The sequence below is a fragment of the Lactiplantibacillus sp. DA1 genome (assembly GCF_032681335.1).
Lineage (GTDB): Bacteria > Bacillota > Bacilli > Lactobacillales > Lactobacillaceae > Lactiplantibacillus.
In genome coordinates, this window is the sequence record NZ_JAWHTQ010000010.1 from 31360 (window position 1) to 53454 (window position 22095).

Annotated in this window: 20 protein-coding genes; 1 reads left to right on the forward strand and 19 read right to left on the reverse strand. The window is 43.7% G+C overall.

Annotated elements, in window-relative coordinates:
* Positions 1-352: 352 nt before the first annotated feature.
* The 10 genes from RXV91_RS14380 to RXV91_RS14425 all read right to left on the reverse strand — a co-directional run bounded on the left by RXV91_RS14380 (position 353) and on the right by RXV91_RS14425 (position 11985).
* Positions 353-2347 carry a KUP/HAK/KT family potassium transporter gene (locus RXV91_RS14380; protein ID WP_316440471.1) on the reverse strand — a complete coding sequence of 665 codons (1995 nt, stop codon included), beginning with the start codon at positions 2345-2347 and terminating at the stop codon, positions 353-355.
* Between the two features lie 278 nt (positions 2348-2625).
* Positions 2626-3018: a type II toxin-antitoxin system PemK/MazF family toxin gene (locus RXV91_RS14385; protein ID WP_021732332.1), complete on the reverse strand. Its 393-nt coding sequence runs from the start codon at positions 3016-3018 to the stop codon at positions 2626-2628.
* Positions 3019-3436: 418 nt separating this feature from the next.
* A complete protein-coding gene (gene alr, locus RXV91_RS14390; RefSeq protein WP_316440419.1) occupies positions 3437-4564 on the reverse strand; it encodes an alanine racemase in 1128 nt (375 codons plus the stop codon).
* Entirely contained in the window at positions 4564-4926 is a 363-nt protein-coding gene (gene acpS, locus RXV91_RS14395) for a holo-ACP synthase (RefSeq protein WP_316440420.1), read from the reverse strand. The genes alr and acpS overlap by 1 nt, the downstream gene beginning before the upstream one ends.
* 463 nt (positions 4927-5389) lie before the next feature.
* Positions 5390-6985: a DEAD/DEAH box helicase gene (locus RXV91_RS14400; protein ID WP_316440421.1), complete on the reverse strand. Its 1596-nt coding sequence runs from the start codon at positions 6983-6985 to the stop codon at positions 5390-5392.
* Between the two features lie 255 nt (positions 6986-7240).
* Positions 7241-8629, reverse strand: coding sequence for a UDP-N-acetylmuramoyl-tripeptide--D-alanyl-D-alanine ligase (murF, locus tag RXV91_RS14405; RefSeq protein ID WP_316440472.1), 1389 nt, complete (start codon positions 8627-8629; stop codon positions 7241-7243).
* A 222-nt stretch (positions 8630-8851) separates the two neighbouring features.
* On the reverse strand, positions 8852-9640 hold the full coding sequence (locus tag RXV91_RS14410; protein WP_316440422.1) for a hypothetical protein: 789 nt from the start codon (positions 9638-9640) through the stop codon (positions 8852-8854).
* 60 nt (positions 9641-9700) lie between these two features.
* Positions 9701-10600: a zinc metalloprotease HtpX gene (gene htpX, locus RXV91_RS14415; protein ID WP_316440423.1), complete on the reverse strand. Its 900-nt coding sequence runs from the start codon at positions 10598-10600 to the stop codon at positions 9701-9703.
* 11 nt (positions 10601-10611) lie between these two features.
* Positions 10612-11172 carry a LemA family protein gene (locus tag RXV91_RS14420; protein ID WP_003642054.1) on the reverse strand — a complete coding sequence of 187 codons (561 nt, stop codon included), beginning with the start codon at positions 11170-11172 and terminating at the stop codon, positions 10612-10614.
* Positions 11173-11280: 108 nt separating this feature from the next.
* On the reverse strand, positions 11281-11985 hold the full coding sequence (locus RXV91_RS14425; RefSeq protein WP_316440424.1) for a class A sortase: 705 nt from the start codon (positions 11983-11985) through the stop codon (positions 11281-11283).
* Positions 11986-12183: 198 nt separating this feature from the next.
* Here RXV91_RS14425 and RXV91_RS14430 point away from each other — a divergent pair, with 198 nt between their 5' ends.
* Entirely contained in the window at positions 12184-13317 is a 1134-nt protein-coding gene (locus tag RXV91_RS14430) for a hypothetical protein (protein ID WP_316440425.1), read from the forward strand.
* Between the two features lie 178 nt (positions 13318-13495).
* Here the strand turns inward: RXV91_RS14430 and RXV91_RS14435 are convergent, their stop codons facing one another.
* The 9 genes from RXV91_RS14435 to RXV91_RS14475 form a co-directional block, all read right to left on the reverse strand.
* Positions 13496-14146 (reverse strand): hypothetical protein, encoded by a 651-nt coding sequence (locus tag RXV91_RS14435; protein WP_316440426.1) that lies wholly within the window; start codon positions 14144-14146, stop codon positions 13496-13498.
* Complete coding sequence (locus RXV91_RS14440) at positions 14121-14765, reverse strand: ATP-binding cassette domain-containing protein (RefSeq protein ID WP_316440474.1); 645 nt, start codon at positions 14763-14765, stop codon at positions 14121-14123. Before RXV91_RS14440 ends, RXV91_RS14435 begins: the two co-directional genes overlap by 26 nt.
* Before the next feature lie 9 nt (positions 14766-14774).
* On the reverse strand, positions 14775-15449 hold the full coding sequence (locus RXV91_RS14445; RefSeq protein ID WP_316440427.1) for a DUF2705 family protein: 675 nt from the start codon (positions 15447-15449) through the stop codon (positions 14775-14777).
* Entirely contained in the window at positions 15446-16150 is a 705-nt protein-coding gene (locus RXV91_RS14450) for a hypothetical protein (protein ID WP_316440428.1), read from the reverse strand. The genes RXV91_RS14445 and RXV91_RS14450 overlap by 4 nt, the downstream gene beginning before the upstream one ends.
* The gene (locus RXV91_RS14455) at positions 16140-16898 is read right to left on the reverse strand and encodes a hypothetical protein (protein WP_316440429.1); all 759 of its coding nucleotides are present in this window, start codon (positions 16896-16898) and stop codon (positions 16140-16142) included. Before RXV91_RS14455 ends, RXV91_RS14450 begins: the two co-directional genes overlap by 11 nt.
* Before the next feature lie 297 nt (positions 16899-17195).
* Positions 17196-17621, reverse strand: coding sequence for a DUF2712 domain-containing protein (locus RXV91_RS14460; RefSeq protein ID WP_316440430.1), 426 nt, complete (start codon positions 17619-17621; stop codon positions 17196-17198).
* Positions 17622-17830: 209 nt separating this feature from the next.
* Positions 17831-18076 carry a type B 50S ribosomal protein L31 gene (locus RXV91_RS14465; protein ID WP_003637671.1) on the reverse strand — a complete coding sequence of 82 codons (246 nt, stop codon included), beginning with the start codon at positions 18074-18076 and terminating at the stop codon, positions 17831-17833.
* A gap of 126 nt (positions 18077-18202) precedes the next feature.
* On the reverse strand, positions 18203-19495 hold the full coding sequence (gene rho, locus RXV91_RS14470; RefSeq protein ID WP_021731863.1) for a transcription termination factor Rho: 1293 nt from the start codon (positions 19493-19495) through the stop codon (positions 18203-18205).
* A 29-nt stretch (positions 19496-19524) separates the two neighbouring features.
* Positions 19525-20805, reverse strand: a complete 1281-nt coding sequence (locus RXV91_RS14475; RefSeq protein ID WP_003642050.1) for a UDP-N-acetylglucosamine 1-carboxyvinyltransferase — start codon at positions 20803-20805, stop codon at positions 19525-19527.
* Between the last annotated feature and the right edge of the window lie 1290 nt (positions 20806-22095).

Consider the following 22095-nt stretch of genomic DNA (forward strand, 5'->3'; position numbering starts at 1 on the left):
TTTCATCCGCGAACTATAGCGGCAACGTGTTGTACGCTCTTCCAACCACAATAAAAATGCTTATCAAGAACTGGCTTCTCTGCCAATAGTCTTGATAAGCATTTTTTAGTCGTTACCGTGCAACCTATGAATAATTGGATCATAGTTCTAAGTTCACACTTGTCAGCATTAATTTTAATATTATTAGAATTGATGCATAATTCAAGCAATTATTGCAAGCCTGACAATCATTTGTAAATTTGCATTTATAACCTGCTAAATTAATTCAGCACCCAACTATCGTTCAGTCGAAAGATTAAAATAAATGGCTAATGCCAACTAATCATCGCCCTGGTTGCCCCTTAAAATCAACCTAATCAGCACCCACGTACTTTTTTTCAGTGATTGGTAATGCCGGAATGCCATTAAACAATATCGGCACAGTCTCAACGGTCACCTCAGAGAACTCTAAACCAAACCATTTGGCCGGTGTTGTCGCATATTTTTTAATCGCCAGCTTCGTCTCAATCACTAACCGATCCAGTCGGGATAATTGACTACCATTTTCTAATTTTTCTTCGATGATGACAAAGCGAAAGTCGCCGACGTCCCGACCAGGTGTGACCGAATATGTCTGCCGTTGTGAAGCTAACCGGCCCGTAGCCATCAAGTCCCGCACAATGGTCCGTAGATAACGGTTAATATCTTGTCGGACGCGGAAGCCCAAATATAGTTTAACGGTTACCAGGTAATCTGTCGCTAACGTATCAACTGTGTATTCAGCAGTGTATGGCTCATCTGTAATTGTGACGTTAACAAACCAGTAAACATCTGCGCGCTTGGGCCACTTGTCTAGGATCGAATACAACACTTTACGTTCGACTTGATCCCCGTTCATCCGGCTCGTCAAGAAGACAACGTTGGTTTGAAACTTATCAACTGTCTGATCATTGCGTAATTTAGCTAGTTGATCTTGATATTGTCGCAGACTAAGCGGCTGATTATGTTGTTTCACAATTTGTTCTCCGCGGTACCACACCGCCATTACTGCAAAAATCACTAATGCTAACCCTACTGCCACGTAACCACCGTGCCAGAACTTGGCTGCACTGGCAATTAAGAAAATTAATTCGATCATTGCAAAAAATCCAGTTAGCAACCCAGCCCCCAACAAGGGCACCTGCTTTTGTCGCATAAACGCGTAAATCAACGTCGTCGTCATGAGCATCGTCAATGTGATTGCTAATCCGTACGCGGCCTCCATCCTTTCACTAGTTTGAAAGAAGATGACAAGAATACTAGTCACGCCCCACAACCCCCAGTTAATGACCGGCAAATACATTTGACCAACGGCTTTACCTGGATAGGTCGTTAGTAGTCTTGGAAATAGTTTGAGTCGAATCGCCTCGCTAACTAACGTAAACGATCCACTGATTAACGATTGTGACGCAATAATTGCGGCTAAGGTCGCAAAAACAACCGCCGCCATCGTTAAGTTAGCCGGTAACATGGCAAAGAATGGATTGACCTCGCCTTGAAATTTCTGGCCGGGACCCAGAATCCAGGCGGCCTGACCAAAATAACTGAGCAGTAGACAAAGCTTGACATACGGCCAGCTCAAGCGAATATTGGTTTTACCAACGTGGCCAAGATCACTGTATAACGCCTCGGCACCAGTAGTCGCTAGAAAGACACTTCCTAAAATCAAAATTCCCATTTTATTCGCTGGACTGATCAAAAGCAGCCAGGCATAGTAAGGATTCAGCGCGCGTAATATTGTCCAATCTTGCGATAAATTCACGAGACCACTGATACCTAGGAACGTAAACCATCCTAACATGATAGGGCCGAATAATTTACCAATTGTATTAGTCCCAAAACGCTGTAACATAAATAGTAATGTGATGATACCAAGCGTTATTAAAATAATGGTTCTTTGACTGGTCCCGAATAGTTGCACATAGGCTGGGACATCACGCAAGCCTTCAATGGCTGTTGTCACCGTCACTGCAGGCGTCAATGCGCCATCTGCTAGTAACGCCGCGCCACCAATCATGGCTGGAATGACTAGCCAGCGTGCACGATGCCGTACTAATGCAAAGAGGGAAAAAATACCACCCTCGCCATGATTATCAGCATTCAACGCAATAAGAACGTACTTGATTGTCGTTAACAACGTCATCGTCCAAAAGACTAAGGAAACAGCCCCCAACATAAAATGTTCGTCGATGGCTTGCAAGCCCCCTTGACCAGTGACGATTGCTTTCATCACGTATAAGGGACTAGTACCAATATCGCCGTAAACCACACCCATTGCGACTAAAAGACCGGCCGCACGACGTTTATTAAATTTAGCCTGATCACTCATCATGTGTCATCCTTTCGACTACTTCTAACACTGACAACCAATATTATCCTGTATCATGGGTTCAATTAGTTTATCTAATCGTTCATAGAAAGACAATGATAATGCATACTGGTCTCACAACAAGTATCACGTGACACCAATCAATATGCATTGATCAAGAAACCCGCATAAAAAAGACCATCAATTCAAATTACTGAATTGGTGGTCTCTTGGTAGTCATCCTCGGTCATCGCACCGAAATAGCTCAATTATGTAAACAATTTATCCCCATTGATTGACTATGATTGAAATGTGCGTTGTGGCCGTCGTCGTGTTCGATCAGCTAATCCGATACTAATTTGTAACGCATTATCAACTCGGCGCATCGTTTGCTCATCCAAATGTGTCACGCGATCTTTAAGTCGTTGCTTATCAATCGTTCGCACCTGTTCTAACAACACAACCGAATTTTTTTCAATCCCCGTATGGGCAGCGTTAATGTTCACATGTGTCGGCATCTTCGCTTTTTGAACCTTGGCAGTAATTGCAGCTACAATTACCGTGGGACTGTAATGGTTACCGACATTATTTTGCACGATTAGTACGGGACGCATCCCCCCCTGTTCGGAACCCACGACTGGTGATAAATCTGCATAAAAGATGTCACCACGCTTGATGTCAGCTGCGGCCATCGCCTCATCTCCCTTTATTCGATACCTTGTGTAACTGACAGTACCCCAGTATAACTATCTTGCTATTCATAATAGCATGAACCATTCACTTTTAGCAACCGTTTACCAATTTAATCCAATGAACTAATCGCTAAGTACTGATAAAACTAATACCTCTAGCGCGTTAACTAAAAATATCATCCGGCCATCCCGACTAGCTTAAAAATAAATGAACTTATATTCATCAACGGCTACTCATGTCAAAGACAACAATGAATCACCCGATAACCCCATCCTATTATCAATAGCAAATAACATCAAAATAAAAATGAGTACTAGCATTTTTCTAGCACCCATTTTTAACTTTCAAAATTAGTAACAGTCCAATATGCACACACTGTTAGTTTATAACCTAATTAACTTCAACTACTTGGTCATCTTAATCGATATATACTCTAGGAACTCGTGATGCTAACCCGCAAGCAATCTCATAATGAATCGTCCCACAGTAGTCAGCAACATCTTGTAATGTAATAATATGTTTGCCGTCCGTACCGACCAAAGTGACCTTTGCGCCCACCGACACTTCATGTGGCAATCGTACCATCAGTTGATCCATACAAATCCGCCCTACGATTTCACAAAACTCGCCGTCAACAAGTACGTGGAATCCTTGTAGCCGGCGTTCATAGCCATCTGCGTAGCCAATAGGAACCGTCCCGATCCACTCATCTTGAGCAGCCGTATACGTCGCACCATAACTGACCGATTTACCCCGAGCCAAACGTTTAACAAATGTCAGGCGCGCCGTTAATGATAAGGCCGGTTGCAACGGATACGGGGCACTGAGCTCACGGCCAGAAGGATTCAGGCCATAAAGCGCGACTCCGAAGCGAACCATGTTACCGTTGCAAGCTTGATGCCATAGACTAGTGGCCGAATTCGACACGTGGACATAACGTGGTAGCTCGTCCACAGCCGCAATTAACCTTTTCCAATTGTTCAACTGGTGGGTGAAATACGTATCATCGGCTTGGTCAGCAGTTGCAAAGTGCGTAAAGATCCCTTCGAAGTCAAAAGGTGACTGTGGCTGTCGTAAAATTGCAACCGCCGTTGCCAATTCTTCAGGCGTTTGAAATCCGATGCGCCCCATACCAGTATCTAACGCAAGATGAACATGTAACGGCACTGTCACTTGGTTAGCCGCTAAGATACCCGCAGCCGTGGTTAACCACTCCTGAGTCCCAACGGCTAGTGAGATATCCTTTTCAGCTACCAGTGGGACGTACTCTGGTTCTGTGATTCCTAGCACTAAGATAGGTTCCGCAAAGCCAGCAGCGCGTAACGCTAAAGCTTCATCTAAGATTGCAACACAGAAACCCGTCGCGCCAGCTTCCTTAGCAGCCTGAGCAACTTGTATAATTCCGTGTCCATAGCCATTGGCCTTAACAACTGCCCACAATTCGGTTAGCTCATCCTTTTGGGCCATTTCATTACTTATATTCGTCTTAATTGCCTGCAAGTCGACTGTGACTTGTGTGTGGCGATGCTCCCCAATTACAACCATCACAAATTGCCTCTTTCCAATATAACTTGTGTCATTACTAAAGTATCTGTATGTGAAATCGAAATCCACGCAGAACCATCAAACGGGTGGCGCGTAACTTCCGGTTTACCCTGGGTGTTATCCAGAATTTCAATATCTTGAAATCCAACTGCCGCACCAATTCCCGTGCCATATGCCTTACTATATGCTTCCTTGGCTGAAAAACGCCCGGCCATAAACTCGATCTGGCGTTTAACCGGGTAACGTGAAAATACTGCCAACTCAGCCGGTGTTAAAACCTTTTCAGCTAATCGTAACCCTTTTGCTAGAATCGCTTCAATCCGACTCAGTTCAGTTAAATCAATGCCGGTACCATAAATCACGCTGCTCCCCCCTCTATCTCATTAGTATCATGCCAACTTAGGTTGATATTTCCAATTTACCACAGCTACCACCTCGATAAAAGGGTCCATACACGCAATCTTTTCATGTCAGCATGAATTATTGTTAAAACATCCCAAGTTTTATTGGCTTGTTGTTCGTAAGCACTTGTTCGTCCTATGCCGACCTCTGGGCTGGGTGCCAATTGTAGGACCACGTTATGGCAATTGGCAGAAATGCCTGGAAGTCAGTGTAGGAAGCACTAACTAGGTGCTAGTCAGAACTTTTTTCAGCAATTCTAAGCTGGCTACTTTGAGCTGACGCATTTGGAACGTTTTAACAATAATGACTGCTAACATCTGCCAGCTATTTATAGTTTAGCATTGTAGACCATAAAAAAAGCCGAGCATACGCTCGACTTTTGACGCAAAATTACTTTAATTCAACTTAATTTGTGCGTTAACCTTAATCGTTGGTCCGAATCGTGTAGCTCCGCTTACTGCTTTGCTTACGACCTTCATCATGGTTACGATTGCTGCTCCGGTTATCATCGCGACTGCGACCCTTATAACCATTGCTCTTACGGTCACCACGACCACCGTTACGATCGCGGTCACGGTCACGACTACGGCCATTGTGTGAATAACCGCCACGGCCATTACCATGACTATTATTACGGTTACGATTACCACCACGGTAACCACCACCACGCCGGTTATTACCGCCGCCACCCTTGTGACGAGGTAATGGGCGTTCTGGCGTAATCTTAACAGGTACGGCTGACGAGTCATCCTTAGTTAAATCATTTAACAAGGCCGCAACCAAGTCAGTTGCGTCGTACTTTTCTAAGAGTTCAGCAGCCTGATCGGCATACTTTTCAGTAGTGGTCTTTGCAACTAACGAATCAACGTTCGCTTCTGCGGCAGCTAACTGGCCAGCAAAAGCTTCAGATTCAGTAGGTGGCTTCAATGGTAACATCCGCTTCTTGGTCAACTTTTCGATGACCCGCAAATATTCCATTTCGTTTGGTGTGACGAAGGTCAATGAGACCCCTTTATGTCCGGCCCGGCCAGTCCGGCCAATCCGGTGAACATAACTGTCAGGATCCTGTGGAATATCATAGTTGTACACGTGGGTCACACCAGAAACATCTAGTCCCCGGGCAGCTACGTCAGTCGCAACTAAGATATCCAACTTACCAGCCTTGAATTGACGCATGATTTGCGTCCGCCGTTGTTGACTCAAATCACCATGAATTCCAGCAGCGTTGTAGCCACGAGCTTCAAGGCCCTTAGATAATTCGTCAACTCGGCGCTTTGTCCGACCAAACACGATGGTGAGTTCAGGTGCCTGAACATCAAATAAACGTGTCATAATATCGAACTTTTCAAATTCTTTTGCCTTAACGTAATATTGATCAACCGTATCAGCAGTCATTTCTTTAGACTTAATTTTAACATGATGCGGTTCCTTCATGAACTGCACACCAATTCGTTTGATTTCGGGTGGCATCGTTGCGGAGAACAACATCGTTTGGCGTTCATCCGGCACTTGTTTAATAATTGATTCGATGTCTTCTAAGAAACCCATGTTTAACATTTCGTCAGCTTCGTCAAGAACTAACATCTGGACGTGGTCTAATTTGACCGTGCCACGACGAATGTGATCGAGTAGTCGACCAGGTGTCCCCACGATAACTTGAGGATTTTGTTTCAGATTTCTAATTTGGCGCCGAATATCAGCACCACCGTAAACGACTTGGACTTTGGCCCGTTCGTCTTTACCCAAACGGAAGATTTCTTCCTGAGTTTGGATAGCTAATTCACGCGTTGGTGAAACAACTAATGCTTGAATATTATGATTATTAAAATCCAAGCGTTGTAAGATTGGTAATGCAAACGCAGCGGTCTTCCCAGTACCGGTTTGTGCTTGACCAATCACATCTTTGCCTTCTAGAACCATCGGAATGGTTTCGGCCTGAATCGGGGTCGCTTCTTCGTAGCCGGCCCGATTAACTGCTTTAAGTAGGCTATCGGATAAGCCTAGTTCTGTAAACTTCAAATATGTTTCCTCCTAAGGATGACACCATGGGATTACTGACAGCTAAGAAAAAATCCGTTTCCCGTAAGACGCTGTCATGTAAGCCAACGGTCTGACTTTCAAATGGTACAACTGAATTATCATACACCGGTTATTCTAAATAAGCAAGCAAGACCCCTAGTGATGGTAGGTATGACGTGACCTGACTAACCTAATGTTAGCGTCACCATTACCCAGTCATTGCGAGGGGCCTTGCTTAATCGAACAATTTAAATTTTATTTTTCAGGATCAGCTTCTAGCGCCGTCAGAACCTTTTCCAAGTGAATCCCGTGACTCCCCTTCAATAAGACCTGATCATCCGCACTAACTGCCGCCGTTAAGTCGGCAATCAATTGGGGTTGTTGATCCGTTGGATAGTAGTGGACCGCACCGGCTGGGTACTTTTCTTGTAGGACTTCTGCCAACGCCCGCATATGTTCGCCATTCAAATAGACACTTGCAATCGTGGCTGGATCCAATTCACTGGCTAAACTCATGTGTAGTGCATCCGACTGACTACCTAATTCAAGCATATCACCAAGTACAACGATTCGCTGACCCTTAGTAGGTACCGTCGCAAAAGCGGCTAAGACCCGCCGTGCCGCTGTTGGATTAGAGTTATAAACATCACTTAAGATGGCTTCACCGCGGTCCCCAGTTAACCATTCCGTCCGGTTCTCAGTCGGCACAAAACTGGCGATTGCCTGTTGTGCAGCGGCTGGCCGTATGTGAAAAGTATCAGCTACCAAGAGGGCCGCCAATGCATTGTTAACATTGTACGCACCCATCATTGGAATCGTGTATGTGCTGTCCGGCCACAGACTCGTCTTAAATTGCGTTTGAGCCCGGCTAGTCGTGATGTCACTGCCTGCTAAAGTATTCGATGTATCCAGCCCAAAGGTTCGCTGTTGCTGACTAATTTCTTTAGCCCGTTCTTGTAACAACGGTTCATCGCCATTAAAGATGAACGTCCCATCTTCCTTTAGGCCGTGGACGATTTCCATCTTAGCATCAGCAATTCGATCCCGTGTGCCAAAAAACTCAATGTGAGCTTCGCCAATCATGGTAATGACTGCAACATCAGGTTGGACAAGACGACTAAGAAAGTCTAGTTCACCAAAATGATCCATTCCCATTTCAACAACGACTACCTCTGTATTAGGTTCCATACTAAGTAACGTCACTGGTACACCAATCTGATTGTTAAAGTTGGCGTGCGTCTTTGTCACATTAAACTGAGTGCTCAAAACACTCGCAATCATATCCTTCGTCGTCGTTTTACCATTACTACCAGTAACAGCAACGACCTTCGGATTGATTTTTTGTAAGTAATATTGACCCAACTGCTGTAACGCTGTCAGTGTATCGGCAACCATAATGACAGGTAAATTCTCTGGAATGTCATCAGCATGGTCGCTGGCCCATAAGGTGGCCACGGCCCCGTGCTCAATTGCACTTTGAATATATTGATGGCCATCATTAGCGCCCATTAGCGGAACGAATAGATCTCCTGCTTGGAGCTTCCGGCTATCAAACGCCACTCCCGTTACATTAACATCGGGCCACGCCTGTTCAGCATTGACCGCTTGAACGGCCTTGGCAATTTCGGCAACTTGCATCTTCATATCGATTAAACTCTCCATTCATGGCAACCACTAATGGTCAACCAATTTCTGACTAAGGTTCCACTTTCTCGAATCGTAGCCTAATTCAAGCTACGCGCATAAAAATTATACCACTTTGACCACTGGTACTCTATGGTTGGCACGATTTAAGTGCCGCTGTGCACTCCGTAACCACTAAAAAATGCCCGCCGAATTAACGGCTAGGCATTAAATTAGAACTTACTATAAATGTTCTTCAAAGGCCGTTTGGTCCTGCACTTGCAGGTCCCACACGCCTGAATTCAAGTTAAAAGTCAACGTTGCGACATGATGGGTTCGACGGTTCTCGCCACCACGTGCTGGATCAAAAACTTCGATTTCATTACCAGTAGTTTCCGTGTGCACCGGCACTAATAACTGTCGCTGCCGAACCATTGACTGATCAAAGTAAATAAACAAGCCATCGGGCATCAGCTTAACGAGTTGTTTTAGAATTGCTTCCGGTACTCGTGGAACGCTAAGTGATCGCATAAACATGCGACGCCCACGATAAGCCGCTAACGTATGCCGAACAATGGCGGCACTTAAGATATGACTAAAAGCAGAAATATAATAGAAATACAACTTGATACCACCATTACGTTGCTCTAGGAATACATAGTGATTACGCAACTTATAATTAAACGGTGATCGAATCGGACGATCCATATGTCCAAGATAAAGCAACTCAGCAATTTCAGTAGCAGTAAGAAAATCTAGATCGCCAACTTCATCATAATCAAGCCACTTAACGGGTAACGTGTGACTCTGTAACAAGTATCGGCGAATTTCATTCTCATCGTTAATCACGTTAAGACCTGTATGAGCATTCACCGCGTGCTCGTCATCATCAACACCAACTAACGAGACTAAGTTAGCTGGCAAACGTTTGATACCATGGACAAAGTCACTCTGATCAATCCCGTAGGCAAAGACAAGGTTATCCAGTTTTTCCAAATTGGCGTAAATATATTTGCGTTGCAACCGTCTCACTCTTTCAACTTTCTATTTAATTTCATTATAATCCGTTATTAACCTAAGCGCATTTTTTTATTACATATTTTTTAACCGACTGATACGATCGGCCATCGGTGGATGGGTATCGAATAAATGGGTCCACGACTTCTTAGCTTTAAATGGATCAGAAATGTACAGCGCCGCACTGCTTGGATCCGCCTGTTGCATCGGCTGACTATCATCGATCTTTTCAAGCGCACTAATTAATCCAAGTGGATTACGAGTCAGCTCAACACTGCCAGCATCCGCTAAGTACTCGCGATTGCGAGACAGTGCCATCTGCACTAAGCTGGCTGCTAAAGGCGCTAAAATAATAACAACGATTGCGAGAACCATTAATAAGATTTGGGCACCATTACCATCGCGGTCATTATCCCGACTACGCCGGCCACCGCCCCACCAAAATGCATTCATTCCCCAGTTAACCAACAAACTGATGGCAGCCGTCAACGCCAGCGCAATAGTCTGTAACCGAATATCATAGTTACGCACATGACTCATTTCATGGCCAATGACGCCTTCCATTTCTTCGCGATTTAGTCGTGCTTGAATACCAGTCGTAACAGCAACCGCAGCCTGTTCAGGACTATTGCCAGTGGCAAACGCATTGGGACTCTCATCATCAATAATAAAAACACGCGGCATAGGGACTTTGGCGACCAACGCCATATCTTCTACGATATGCCAAAGCTCTGGGTCATCATCGGCCTGATGAAGTTCACGGGCATGATTCATATTCATGACAATATCGGTCGACTGACTAATCATTAATACCATATAAAATGCTGCTGCAATTAAGGCCACTAACAAGCCGGCAAGCGAACTATTAAAGAACACGTACCCGACTGCCAGACCAATAACTGCAAGTAATATGACAAAAGCGGCCATCACGTATATCGTGTGCCGCTTGTTGCGGGCAATTTGCTCAAATAACATGGGCATAACCTCTAATCTTCAAATGAAACCGTGGGTGCCGCTTTTTCTGCTTCAGGAACCGTCAAGAATTCAACGTTCTTAAAGTGATGGATTCCAGCAATAATATTCGATGGAAACTGTTGTAACTTCATGTTATAGCTGGCGGCACTAGAATTAAATAGTTGTCGTGAATAAGCAATCTTATTTTCCGTGTTAGTCAATTCTTCCATTAACTTGCCAAATTCTTGGTTGGCTTTCAAATCTGGGTAACTTTCGGCTAAGGCAAAAATACTCTTCAATGAATTTGTCAGTTGGTCTGAGACCGCCATGGCCTGTTGGTGATCACCACTGGGAACTTGTGTTAATTGGTTCCGTAACGAAATCACTTCCGCTAACGTACTCTTTTCATGCTTAGCATAACCCTTAACTGTATTGACCAAGTTAGGAATCAAATCAGTCCGCCGTTTTAGTTGAACATCAATTTGGCTCCATGCTTCCTGTGTATACATCCGTGACTTGACTAAGCCGTTGTAGATTACAACGTAAATTGCGATCAATACTAATACGACTGCAACAATAATTAAAGCTATCATCAATAGACCCCCTCTAAATTATGTCTTATCTGAGACATGTGACCTTAAGTTATATTGTACCGTGAAATTTTGTTAGAAGATATCGATACTTCTAGAATGTAATAATTATTAATATTTGTTATTAAAATGACTTGTAAAGGCCTTTTGAACCTGAACCGGCGCCGACTTAAACGACCATTGTTGCTCATACTTACCTCGAATCATTAAGCGACCAGCCCCGGTCTTATCGCAAGTAATTAAAGTAATCAACTTCTGACCAGGAACATCATCGATTACTTGAACATCGGTTGCCTTAATAAATGTTCGTTGACTCGTCTTATACGCATAAATCTTTTTGGCATCGCTGATATAGATCATCTGACCAACCTTACTCTTGTAATAAAGCGGGCTAAACAAAGCCCCGTGCTTAATCATATGATGACCAGCTAAGGCATAATTACCCTGCCCCATCTTTTGATCAGCTTTCATCGTACCGGCAGCCAAGGCCAACGTCTCGTTGCTGACCCCGTTACCAATTGGCAAGTATAAGTCTACCGATGGAATGGCAATTGAACCAATCACATTAATGGCGTTCTTATTCATCCGCGCCTTCGCTACCGTCTGAAAATCAAGTGATTTGACCTTTGAAAAGTTAAAATCACTTTTTTTCTTAGCATTTTTTTTGACTGTCTTAGTTGTGACGGTCGGCGAATACGAACTCACTAACCAGCTCTTGATCTGTTCATTAAAAATCAGTGCTAATGACACTAATACTAGCAGGACAAAAACGGTCCGACCTAACCATTTTAACCCGGGATGTTGTTTGGACTTCATTAATCCCGCCTCCTAATTTGTTTATGCCCTTTATCAAAGGCACTACGGTAAATATACCTTAATTAGTTCGCATAATAAAGCCCCGAATTCGTTAAGTTCAATTTAATTATACATAGCTTATCATAATCATTATATTTGCGTCACTAATCAACTTCTTGTTATGCTAAAACTATCAAAAATAGAAAGCAGGTTGGACCTATGGAAACTATGGTTAAAAACGATCTCAATCAACTGATGCAACAGCGTGAAGCTGGCCCATATATTGCAATTTATCTCAACACGGCCGTTGTACTCAATGACCTCAATCGCCGCCGCTTACAATTCAAACAATTAGTTAATGAAGCCGAAACCCAGATGGCCCACCACTTTCCCAAGACTGATTTTACTCCTTACGCCACCCAATTAGAGCAACTAATTAATGATAACGCTTTTTGGCTTCAACACACTGGCCCTCAAACCGGTATTATAACTAACAGCCGCGAGTTGCATATCTTTGATTTACAATATCCTACTGATAATCAAGTCAGTGTCAATAGTATGCCAGCGATTCGCCCAGTACTAGCTGACCGCCAACATCAATTCGACTTTGACTTGTTGGCACTAAATGAAGATAGTATGGCCCTCTATGCCCAGCGTGATGGCAGCTTTGTCGAACTTGACTTGCCATCCGAAGCCCCACGTACTTTGACAGAAGCGTTGGGCACCGAAAAACGCGGTGGTGATTTGAATTATAACGCTGGCCCCCACGGTATTAACTATCACGGCCACAATGCCAAGGCAGAAGAACGTGACATTGACCAGCGTAATTATTATCTTCAAGTCGCACAATACGTCCAGTCACATTCGCAGAAGTCTCAGCGACCGTTAATCTTAATGGGACTACCACATAATCAGTCGGTCTTCCGTGCTGTTAATAAGAACCCCTACTTGTCACAGCATTTGACGATCGACAAGTCACCCAAGAACTTAACAGTCGGCGCAATGCAAACAGCGACTGAACCCGTTCAGACTAAGTGGCATACACAACTAGCCGATATTTTACTAGAACGTTATGATCAGGCTAAATCCCGCCAATTAGCTCTAGCCGACCCATTTGACATGATCAAGCCCGCATTAAGTGGTCGCATCGATACCTTGATTGTAGCAGCGGATGCAAACGTTGCGGGTACTCTGCCGACAGCCGACGTTCAATTAGACGATCCCATTGCCGCTCCTGACAACTTGATTGATGACCTCGTCGACGTGGTCATGGCAATGAATGGCCAAATTCGGATTATTCCCGCCGACCGGATGCCAGTTGAGACCGCCGCTTTGGCTATCATGCGCTACTAAGTGTAAATACGACCATAACAGCCCACCTCGGTTCACTACCAGAACCGAGGTGGGCTGTTTTAGCACTAAAACTACTAACAATTTGAGCAACTTATCAGCTTTAGCCATCCATTTGATATTAATTTTCTGGCAACTAGCTAGAACTTCCGGTCAGCCACTAGCATTACACCTAAGACGACTATTTCTTAGTGATGGTAATACGTAGTGGTACAACCTTGGTCGTTACTGGCGGATTAATGGTTAATACCTCCGCCTTGACTAACTTGAACGTCACCATTTTATCAGCCCTTAGGTCAATCGAACGCTGAACCTTTGTGCCTTTTTGAATACTAATGACCAAGTTCGCCTGACGCTTTGTCGGCGTTGACCAGGAGATTTGGTACTTACCAGCTGGAATTTCACGACCAGCCGTGTAGTTACCAAAGGTATTCTCAAGTACCGCCCGTCGTGACTTAAACTGCAACGGCTTAAAGTGAGACGGGGTCAACTTGGTCTCACCATGCCCCGTAAAGTTAAGATGATTGCCACTGACATACAGCATGTTCTGAATCGTCTGGCCGCTCCCTAGAAAGCCACTCACGTATACCTTGCCATTAGTAACGTGGACGTCATAATACCCCGGTTGAAAATCCTGGCCAGCCTGATCTGCCGCCATCTCTTTTTGGACTGAGTATCGAAAAGCTTTGGCAGTATTCGTCTTTGTAGAATGTAAGCGAATATCGCTGTGCGCAACTCGGTACTTATGGATCATCACCCCGATTAGAATCACACATAGGATTGAAAAAATCCCAATAAATAAATATCTAGTCTTGCGTGTCTGATGATTCATAGATTTTCCCCTCAGCCATATCATAGATTTCATCCGCCAACACAACCAGATCCTCAGCCGTATGACTCGCAATAATAATGGTTGCGCCGCGAGCTTTTTCTTCAAGCAGGATTGTCCGAACCTGCTTGACCCCGTCAGTATCAATTGCGTTGGTTGGTTCATCTAATAAGATCAAAGCTGGCCGTTCAAAGATAGCCTGCGCGATTGCCAAACGTTGCCGCATTCCCAAGGAGAACTGCTTGACCGTTCGCTTGTCATCCGGATCCAACCCAACTCGCGTAATGGTCGCGTCGATGTCAGCATCACTCGCGATTTTTTTAATTTTAGCCAATAATTGCAAGTTCTTACGTGCCGTGTATTCTGGCATTAAGTTGTTATTTTCAATCAAAATCCCTAGGCTAGGCGGAAAGTCCATCCCATCGTGTAATTGCGTGCCATTAATCATAACTTTTCCAGACTCAATGTTAATTAATCCGGCAATGGCGCGTAGAAGCATCGTCTTCCCCGCACCATTCTTACCACGCAACCCATAGATTCGTCCATCCGTGAACGTTCGACTGATATGATCCAAAACCAAGTGCCCATTCAATGACTTAGTCACATCGTTCAATTCAATCATCGTACTCACCTATAACAGATCCATTCGGCTGAATCTGTACCTTCCAATTAAGATAAATAGTAGTCCCATGACCAGCAAACCGCCGTAATAAAGGCCAACATGCGGTACTCGACAGGCCATTAACGCGTTCGGAAACAGTACCAGCCCCATCACACCATTCATGTTAACGGCTGGCAAGGAAACACTGACAAAGACGTATACATTCAGAACAATATAAACAATCAGTGGTTCAACAAACAAGTCACCCACAAACTGAATAGAAAATAGCAGTAAAAATGCTAATAACGAAAGGCCCATGTGCGTCCAGTTAGGCCACCATACGGCATAGCCAGAAATTATTCGGCACAGTAAATAAACAACCAGCCCACCCATTAAAGCGCCCATTTGATGCCCGATTTTAGTTGTATATAAGCGGCCAAAAAGCTGACCGCGCGTCTGAGTTCTGACAACTGTTTGGATAAACGGCCCGTGCAACTGATGATGCACGAAATTGAAATTCACGGCCAGCAAGGCAATAATTGGGAAAAACCAAATGCGCACCAAGTAGGGATTCGCAACTGGCGGTAAGCCATCGGTATAGAAATAAACCGTACCGGGGTGGAGCCCTTCAAAAAAATGTGCGTAATACGCCACCGGTACTAGCGCAATCAGTAGTAACACGCCGTATTGAAGTCGTCTTTTCATTGCCAAAACTCCTCATGCTGAATCCACAACACTCGCATGCACAGTGTCATAATCGGAACGGCAACAAGTGTAATTAAGGCTGGCATCGGTAATGCCGTTAAATCCTGCATATAATAATATCGTTTGAGCAAATCAATTTTTTGGAACAGGTTCATCGGCCTGATTGGGAAACTATAATAAATGATAGGAAGTACTGCGAGCAAAAGGAAAGGCACTAAATGCAATTTAGGGAGTAACTGAAAGAACCAGAACAACACAATTCCAAATTCCAAACTAATCAAGAAATACGCTAGCGTTTGAACCACATAGAGATAAATAAATGTTCCCCCACCTGATCCCGGTAACGAAACTAACGGCAATACGCCGAAGAACGCGAAAACCAGCCAAAACAGAAAAGTACTCCTAATCAAACTAGTTGTCTGCGAGCGTAAATAACGAACCCGGGAGCCAAAGCGGACCACAATCTGAGAATTCTCGTGCCACAATATATACTCGAACAACAAATATAGCGGCAAATACATAAAGGCTAACGTTAAATTATCAAAATAATTAAAGGCGGATTTATTCGTCTCAATCAAGTACAGCCCTAACGTATCAGTATTTATTAGTAACTGTAGTTCTTTTATGAACCATGTACACATAAAAAATATAATAATTAGCAAGTGCGGAAAATAGCGCTTCTCGGCCCGTTCAAAGCTCATCACGATGCACCTCAGTCCCATAACCAACACAGATAACACCTAATAAAACGATGACATACACGAGAAGTATCATCAGCTGTGCAGTCAATGTTGTCTCTTGGAACGGCTGAATCACTGCCAATATCGAGTATTTCGTGGAAATTGGGATAAACCACGCCACCATGCTCAGCGCAAAAACATAGCTAACTTTCTTGAACATAAAACTCAATGCAATAATTGCCATCGCAAACAACCCTAAAAGCATCGCTGTTAACAAGATTGTGAATAAGTTAGCCAGTACTGGATGTAACAATTGCCAATATAAGTATTGGTCAGTACCATCTTGAAAATCACTCATCCGATAACTGTTACCGCTACCATTCCGAAAAAGCAATAATGCTAATCCATAATTTAACAACAACGCTAATAAGGCACTTGCCGCAACACTAATAAATGACGTTCGTAACAATTGATGCAAGTACTGAGGCTTTCGCATCCGTGTTATGAGTAGATTAATCTGACCAACCTTAACATCTTGTAAATACCATCGACCGGGGCCAAGTAGTAAGTATGCTGGTAGCAACCACAGCAGGGCCATTTGCGGATAGTGCCCCAATGAACTCCCTGATAAAAACGTCAAAAACTGTCCCGAAAACGGTTCCCTTTCCTTAACGATTAGTAATAAATCTATATTAATCACAACCACGAAGAGTAACGTCATGAACCAATAGCGTTTATCCATTATCATACGTGTCTTGAAATACTTCATCTGATCCTTCCCCCTATCAACATTCCGAATGTTGACCATTTGACAGCGTCCATGAAAGCACAATGGCTACAATCACAAGCTGCTGTCAACATATTCACGATAATCATTACCAATAAGTCAGAACAAGTCTATTGATTTAACGATTGAGAAGAAAATCGGCGTTAGTGACAATGACCACCGAAGCAATCATTAACCAGTAACGCCGAACTATTACTAACGAGTTCTAAATGTCTTCATCTAGTCCCGTGAACTGAATGGAAGCATTAGTCTTGATATCAAAAAAATATTATTGCATTCCTAATTCGTTTCCTCGTCCCAGAAACCAGATACACGATAGCGATTACTATTATAGTTATTATTCTGCGCAGTTAAATACACGTTCTTCTTCGACGCGTTTGAATATGCTGATGAATAGTACGAGCCATTGCCTTGCTTTACGTTTAGCGATGGTGATACATTGGTCCCACTCGCATTCTCTAACCAGTAAGTAGTGACCGTACGAGCCCCTTCTCCAGAACTCTGCATGTTCACTTTCCACTTATTATTCACATTAGTGGTCTGGCGATAGCGCGGACCACTTCGCGAATTGGCTTGGTGGGGTTGAATAATAAAGTTGAATCCCCAATTGTCATTCGAAGCAAGCGCAGTGTTCGCGCCGACTACTCCAAAAGTTACGATACTCAACAAACAAACGGCAACCATTTTAAGTTTAAGCGCTTTCATTTTGTTGTCCTCCAAAAAGTATTGTCGCTTCCATTCGTTACAATTATATAACTATTTTTATACTTAGTCAATAATAATTTTTATATTATAGTTATGATTCGGTCCGCACACACTAACCCCGACCCTTCCTTCTCAAGCCCCTTGCGTACTTAAATGGTCATACAAAAAAGACGCCCCAGCCAAAGCCGGAACGCCGTTTATTGATATGCTTATTTGAGACCGTATTTCTTGTTGAAACGATCGACCGCACCATCGGCCTTGGTAAACTTTTGCTTACCAGTGTAGAATGGATGTGAATCTGACGTAATTTCAACACGGATCAATGGGTAAGTGTTACCATCTTCCCATTCAACAGTTTCTGCTGAAGTTGCTGTTGAACCAGAGATGAACTTAAAGCCAGTAGTTGAGTCTTGGAACACAACTAAGTGGTAATCTGGATGAATTCCCTTTTGCATTATATTTCGCTCCTTTGCCCTGAATCATTTGCTGAAACAGAGATTATCATAGTTTTAACCAACGTTAAACATGTTATCACGAATGACAGCTTCTCGTCAACCTACAAAGTGGCCTAACTGTCAGTATTAACGACGTGGTCGCCGGGTTGATTGACCAGTAAACTTTAAGCTAGCCAAATCACGAACAAACTCAGTGTTGGTCTTCGTGTGTTTCAAGAATTGTAAGAGCTGTTCGGTGTACTCTAACGCATTGCCAGTCATTGATCGCCGAATCTGCCAGACCGGTTCCAAATTCTTACGACTAACCAATAATTCTTCTTTACGCGTGCTGGATTGTTTCAAGTCTAGCGCTGGGAAGACCCGCCGTTCAGCTAATTCACGGGATAGTTGTAATTCTGAGTTCCCAGTCCCTTTGAATTCTTCGTAAATCATGTCGTCCATCCGGCTACCCGTATCGACTAACGCAGTGCCTAAAATCGTTAGGCTACCGCCCTCCTCGATATTCCGGGCTGAACCGAAGAACCGTTTGGGCTTATAAAACGCCGTTGGGTCAACCCCACCGGATAATGTCCGCCCGCTAGATGGAATGACCAAATTATAAGCTCGCGTTAGGCGGGTAATCGAATCCAACAAGATAATCACATCCTGTTTGTCTTCAACTAGGCGCCGCGCACGCTCAAGTACCAATTCTGCAACGCGAACGTGATTTTGCGGTTGCTGATCAAAGGTGGAACTAACCACTTCTCCCTTGATCGACCGTTCCAAATCCGTCACTTCTTCTGGTCGCTCATCAATCAGTAACATAATCAACTTTGCTTCCGGATAGTTAGCCACAATTCCATTCGCAATATTCTTTAATAAAGTCGTCTTCCCAGCCTTTGGAGGGGCGACAATTAAGCCCCGTTGACCAAAGCCAATCGGGACAAAGGTATCAATCAGGCGAGTCGCTAAGATTGATGCCGTCGTGGATAATTTGATCTGTTTTTGTGGATAGAGCGGTGTTAATGCTGGAAAATGAGGACGTTGCTTGGCCTCATTAGGATCCTTGCCATTGACCGTTCCAACCCGCATCAAGCCATAATACCGTTCATTTGGTCGTGGTGGACGAGCTTGTCCCGCTACGTAATCACCGTTACGAAGCCCAAAGCGATGAATTTGCGACTGAGAAATATAAATATCTTCCTGTGAAGGCCCGTAGTTAATGGGCCGCAAAAAGCCATAGCCCTCTTGGGTAATAATCTCCAAGACGCCTTCCATTTGCACAAAACCACGTTTTTTATCCTGTTCACGGAGAACGGCTAACGAGAGCTCCTTCTTATTCATCTGTGAATAATAAGAAATCTTATACTCACGAGCATAGTTATAAATTTCTTTTAACGTCTTTTGCTCGAGATCGTGCATTGTTAAAATTTTTTCCATAACCACTGTTCTTTCTTAGCTGTCAATCGTTAGTTTTCTGGCACTTCCTCATCGGCTGCAATTTCAACATCCGCACCTAGTGTATGCAACTTATCAATGACCCGGTCATAGCCTCGCAAAATATTATCGGCACGACTAATCTCCGTAACACCGCTAGCTGCTAAGCCTGCGATCATCAGTGCTGCTCCAGAACGAATCTCACCAGCCTCAACGTGTGCGCCTTGCAAGTGTGATGAATGACCAACTACGATAAGATTATCTTGAACCCGAATATCTGCGCCCATCTTACGTAATTGTTCAACATGTTGCGTTCGCTGCGGATAAATGGTGTCAATGACCACACTACTACCATTAGCTCGTAATAATAATGGCGTAATCGGTTGTTGTAAGTCAGTTGCAAAACCAGGGTAAGTCATCGTCTTAACCCGAATTGGGTCCAAATCATTGGACCGTGGAACGTAAATACTGTCTTCATTGATTTGAAGATCAACGCCCATCTCAACTAATTTGGCGGTAAAGGACTCCATATGTTCTGGAATCACATTTTTCAGCAAAATGCCATCACCAATCGATGCGGCTAATGACAAATACGTCCCCGTTTCGATTCGATCAGGAATAATCGTGTGCGTTGCCCGTGAGTGTAAAGCCGGTACGCCTTCGATGCGAATAACGTCCGTACCAGCACCCCGAATCTTAGCTCCCATATTATTCAAAAAGGTTGCTAAATCAATGATTTCGGGTTCCTTAGCCGCATTTTCAATCGTCGTCGTCCCATGGGCCTTAACAGCAGCCAAAATAATATTAATCGTGGCCCCAACGGAAACCACGTCCAAAAAGATGCGCGCGCCGTGAAGACCTTCCGTACCCGTTGAAATGAATACAGAATCATTTTCTTCCACAACATTAGCACCAAGGGCCTTAAACCCCTTAATATGTTGATCAATTGGCCGCGGACCAATATTATCACCACCAGGGAAGGTCACCGTGGCCCGGTTAAAGCGACCAAGTAAAGCGCCCATAAAGTAGTAAGAAGCCCGCAAGCTTTTAATCGCGTGACTCGGTAATTCAGATTCTTCAATATTTGTTGGATCAATTGTTAGAACATCGTTTTCAAAAGTGGAATGGACGTTCATCGACTCTAAGATGAGTCGCAAGTTGTGAACGTCTAAGATGTGCGGAACCGTATCGAATTGGACCGGAGTGTCTGCAAGAATCGCAGCAGGAATCAGTGCGACGGTACTATTTTTTGCGCCACCGATCGTTAATTCCCCAGAAAGTCGTTTTCCGCCATGGATTATCATTTTTTTCATAACATAACTTTCCTCGCTAAATAAGTGTCACACTGTATCATACAATCATTAACCATAATAAAGAATCTCTGTCAAAAATACAACCAATATCAGGAAACTGTAATCTTTTTACGCAATAAAATCATTAACTCGACTAATTTAAGCGCTTTCGAGAATGATTTAGTAAGATAATTAAGGTAAATTTGAACAATTTAAGGTGACACCAGAATTAACGATGAATCGTAGTTTAGCCTGATATTAACCACTAACATTATTACATGAGCACGCCATGGCCACCTACCTCACTATTATAATACTATGTACCCCATACTACGTCCGTATGTGTTGTGCAGACTAACAAAAATTCAACTAAGTGGCACATTTTACTCATGTTCAAATGCCAAACGATAATTAGAACAATGTATTACGCGTTATACTAGTTACTGTTTGGAATAAATCATGATTAAAACGTGCTGGTTAGGTGGTTTGTTGTTCGTCAGCACTTGTGCGTCCTAGTCCGACCTCCGGAGCTGGGTGCCAAGTGCTGGAACACAGCCGACGTCGATTTGAGCTAACGCACAACCCGCGTCATCTCAAATACGAGTCTTATTCTAAGCCGGAAGAAATGCACTTCCAGCTAAGAATAATTTGGCTACTGAGCATTGTCACCCAGCCCCTACGGCCGGTAAGCCGATCGAATGGCGGATGAACGGCCACTTAACTTGGTACAATTGCTGGTTGTATATTCTGATATTGGAACTTCAATTGAACACTAAGTTATCATTGACTATTTTTTAATACTAGTATCGTGATTTATAATCAGATAAACTATCACAATAGCATTATCAGTCTGACAGTTGAATGACAAAATTACTGATCGTGAAAAGCAACGACTAGTTCATCAAAAAGTTGGGTACGTCTATGTCAGCCATTCGAATACCATCCCGACTGGAAGGCGTTTCTGCCAATGCTCAGCACTTCAAGAGTGTGAGGTCCAACCGGGTTGGGTTGAGGATTAGCCTAGCGATGTTGCTAAGCGGGTGGTCTTCCCCGATTGGCAATATTGTGTAGCTAACCGCAGACCCAAGTTGGCCCGAACACGTTTCGACAATATTGCATGCCTATGGAAGACCAGTATTTAAGACGTGGGGTTCGGCTTAAATCTGTGTCCATTGCGTTCTAGCAATTGGCAGAAATACCTGCAAGTCGGTGTAGGACGGCTCTAACAAAGGATGTTTACGCTAACTCGAATTGTTTCCAGCGGGCCTAAGCTGGCTGCTTTTGATCTTAACTGCTTGGCACGTTTTAATC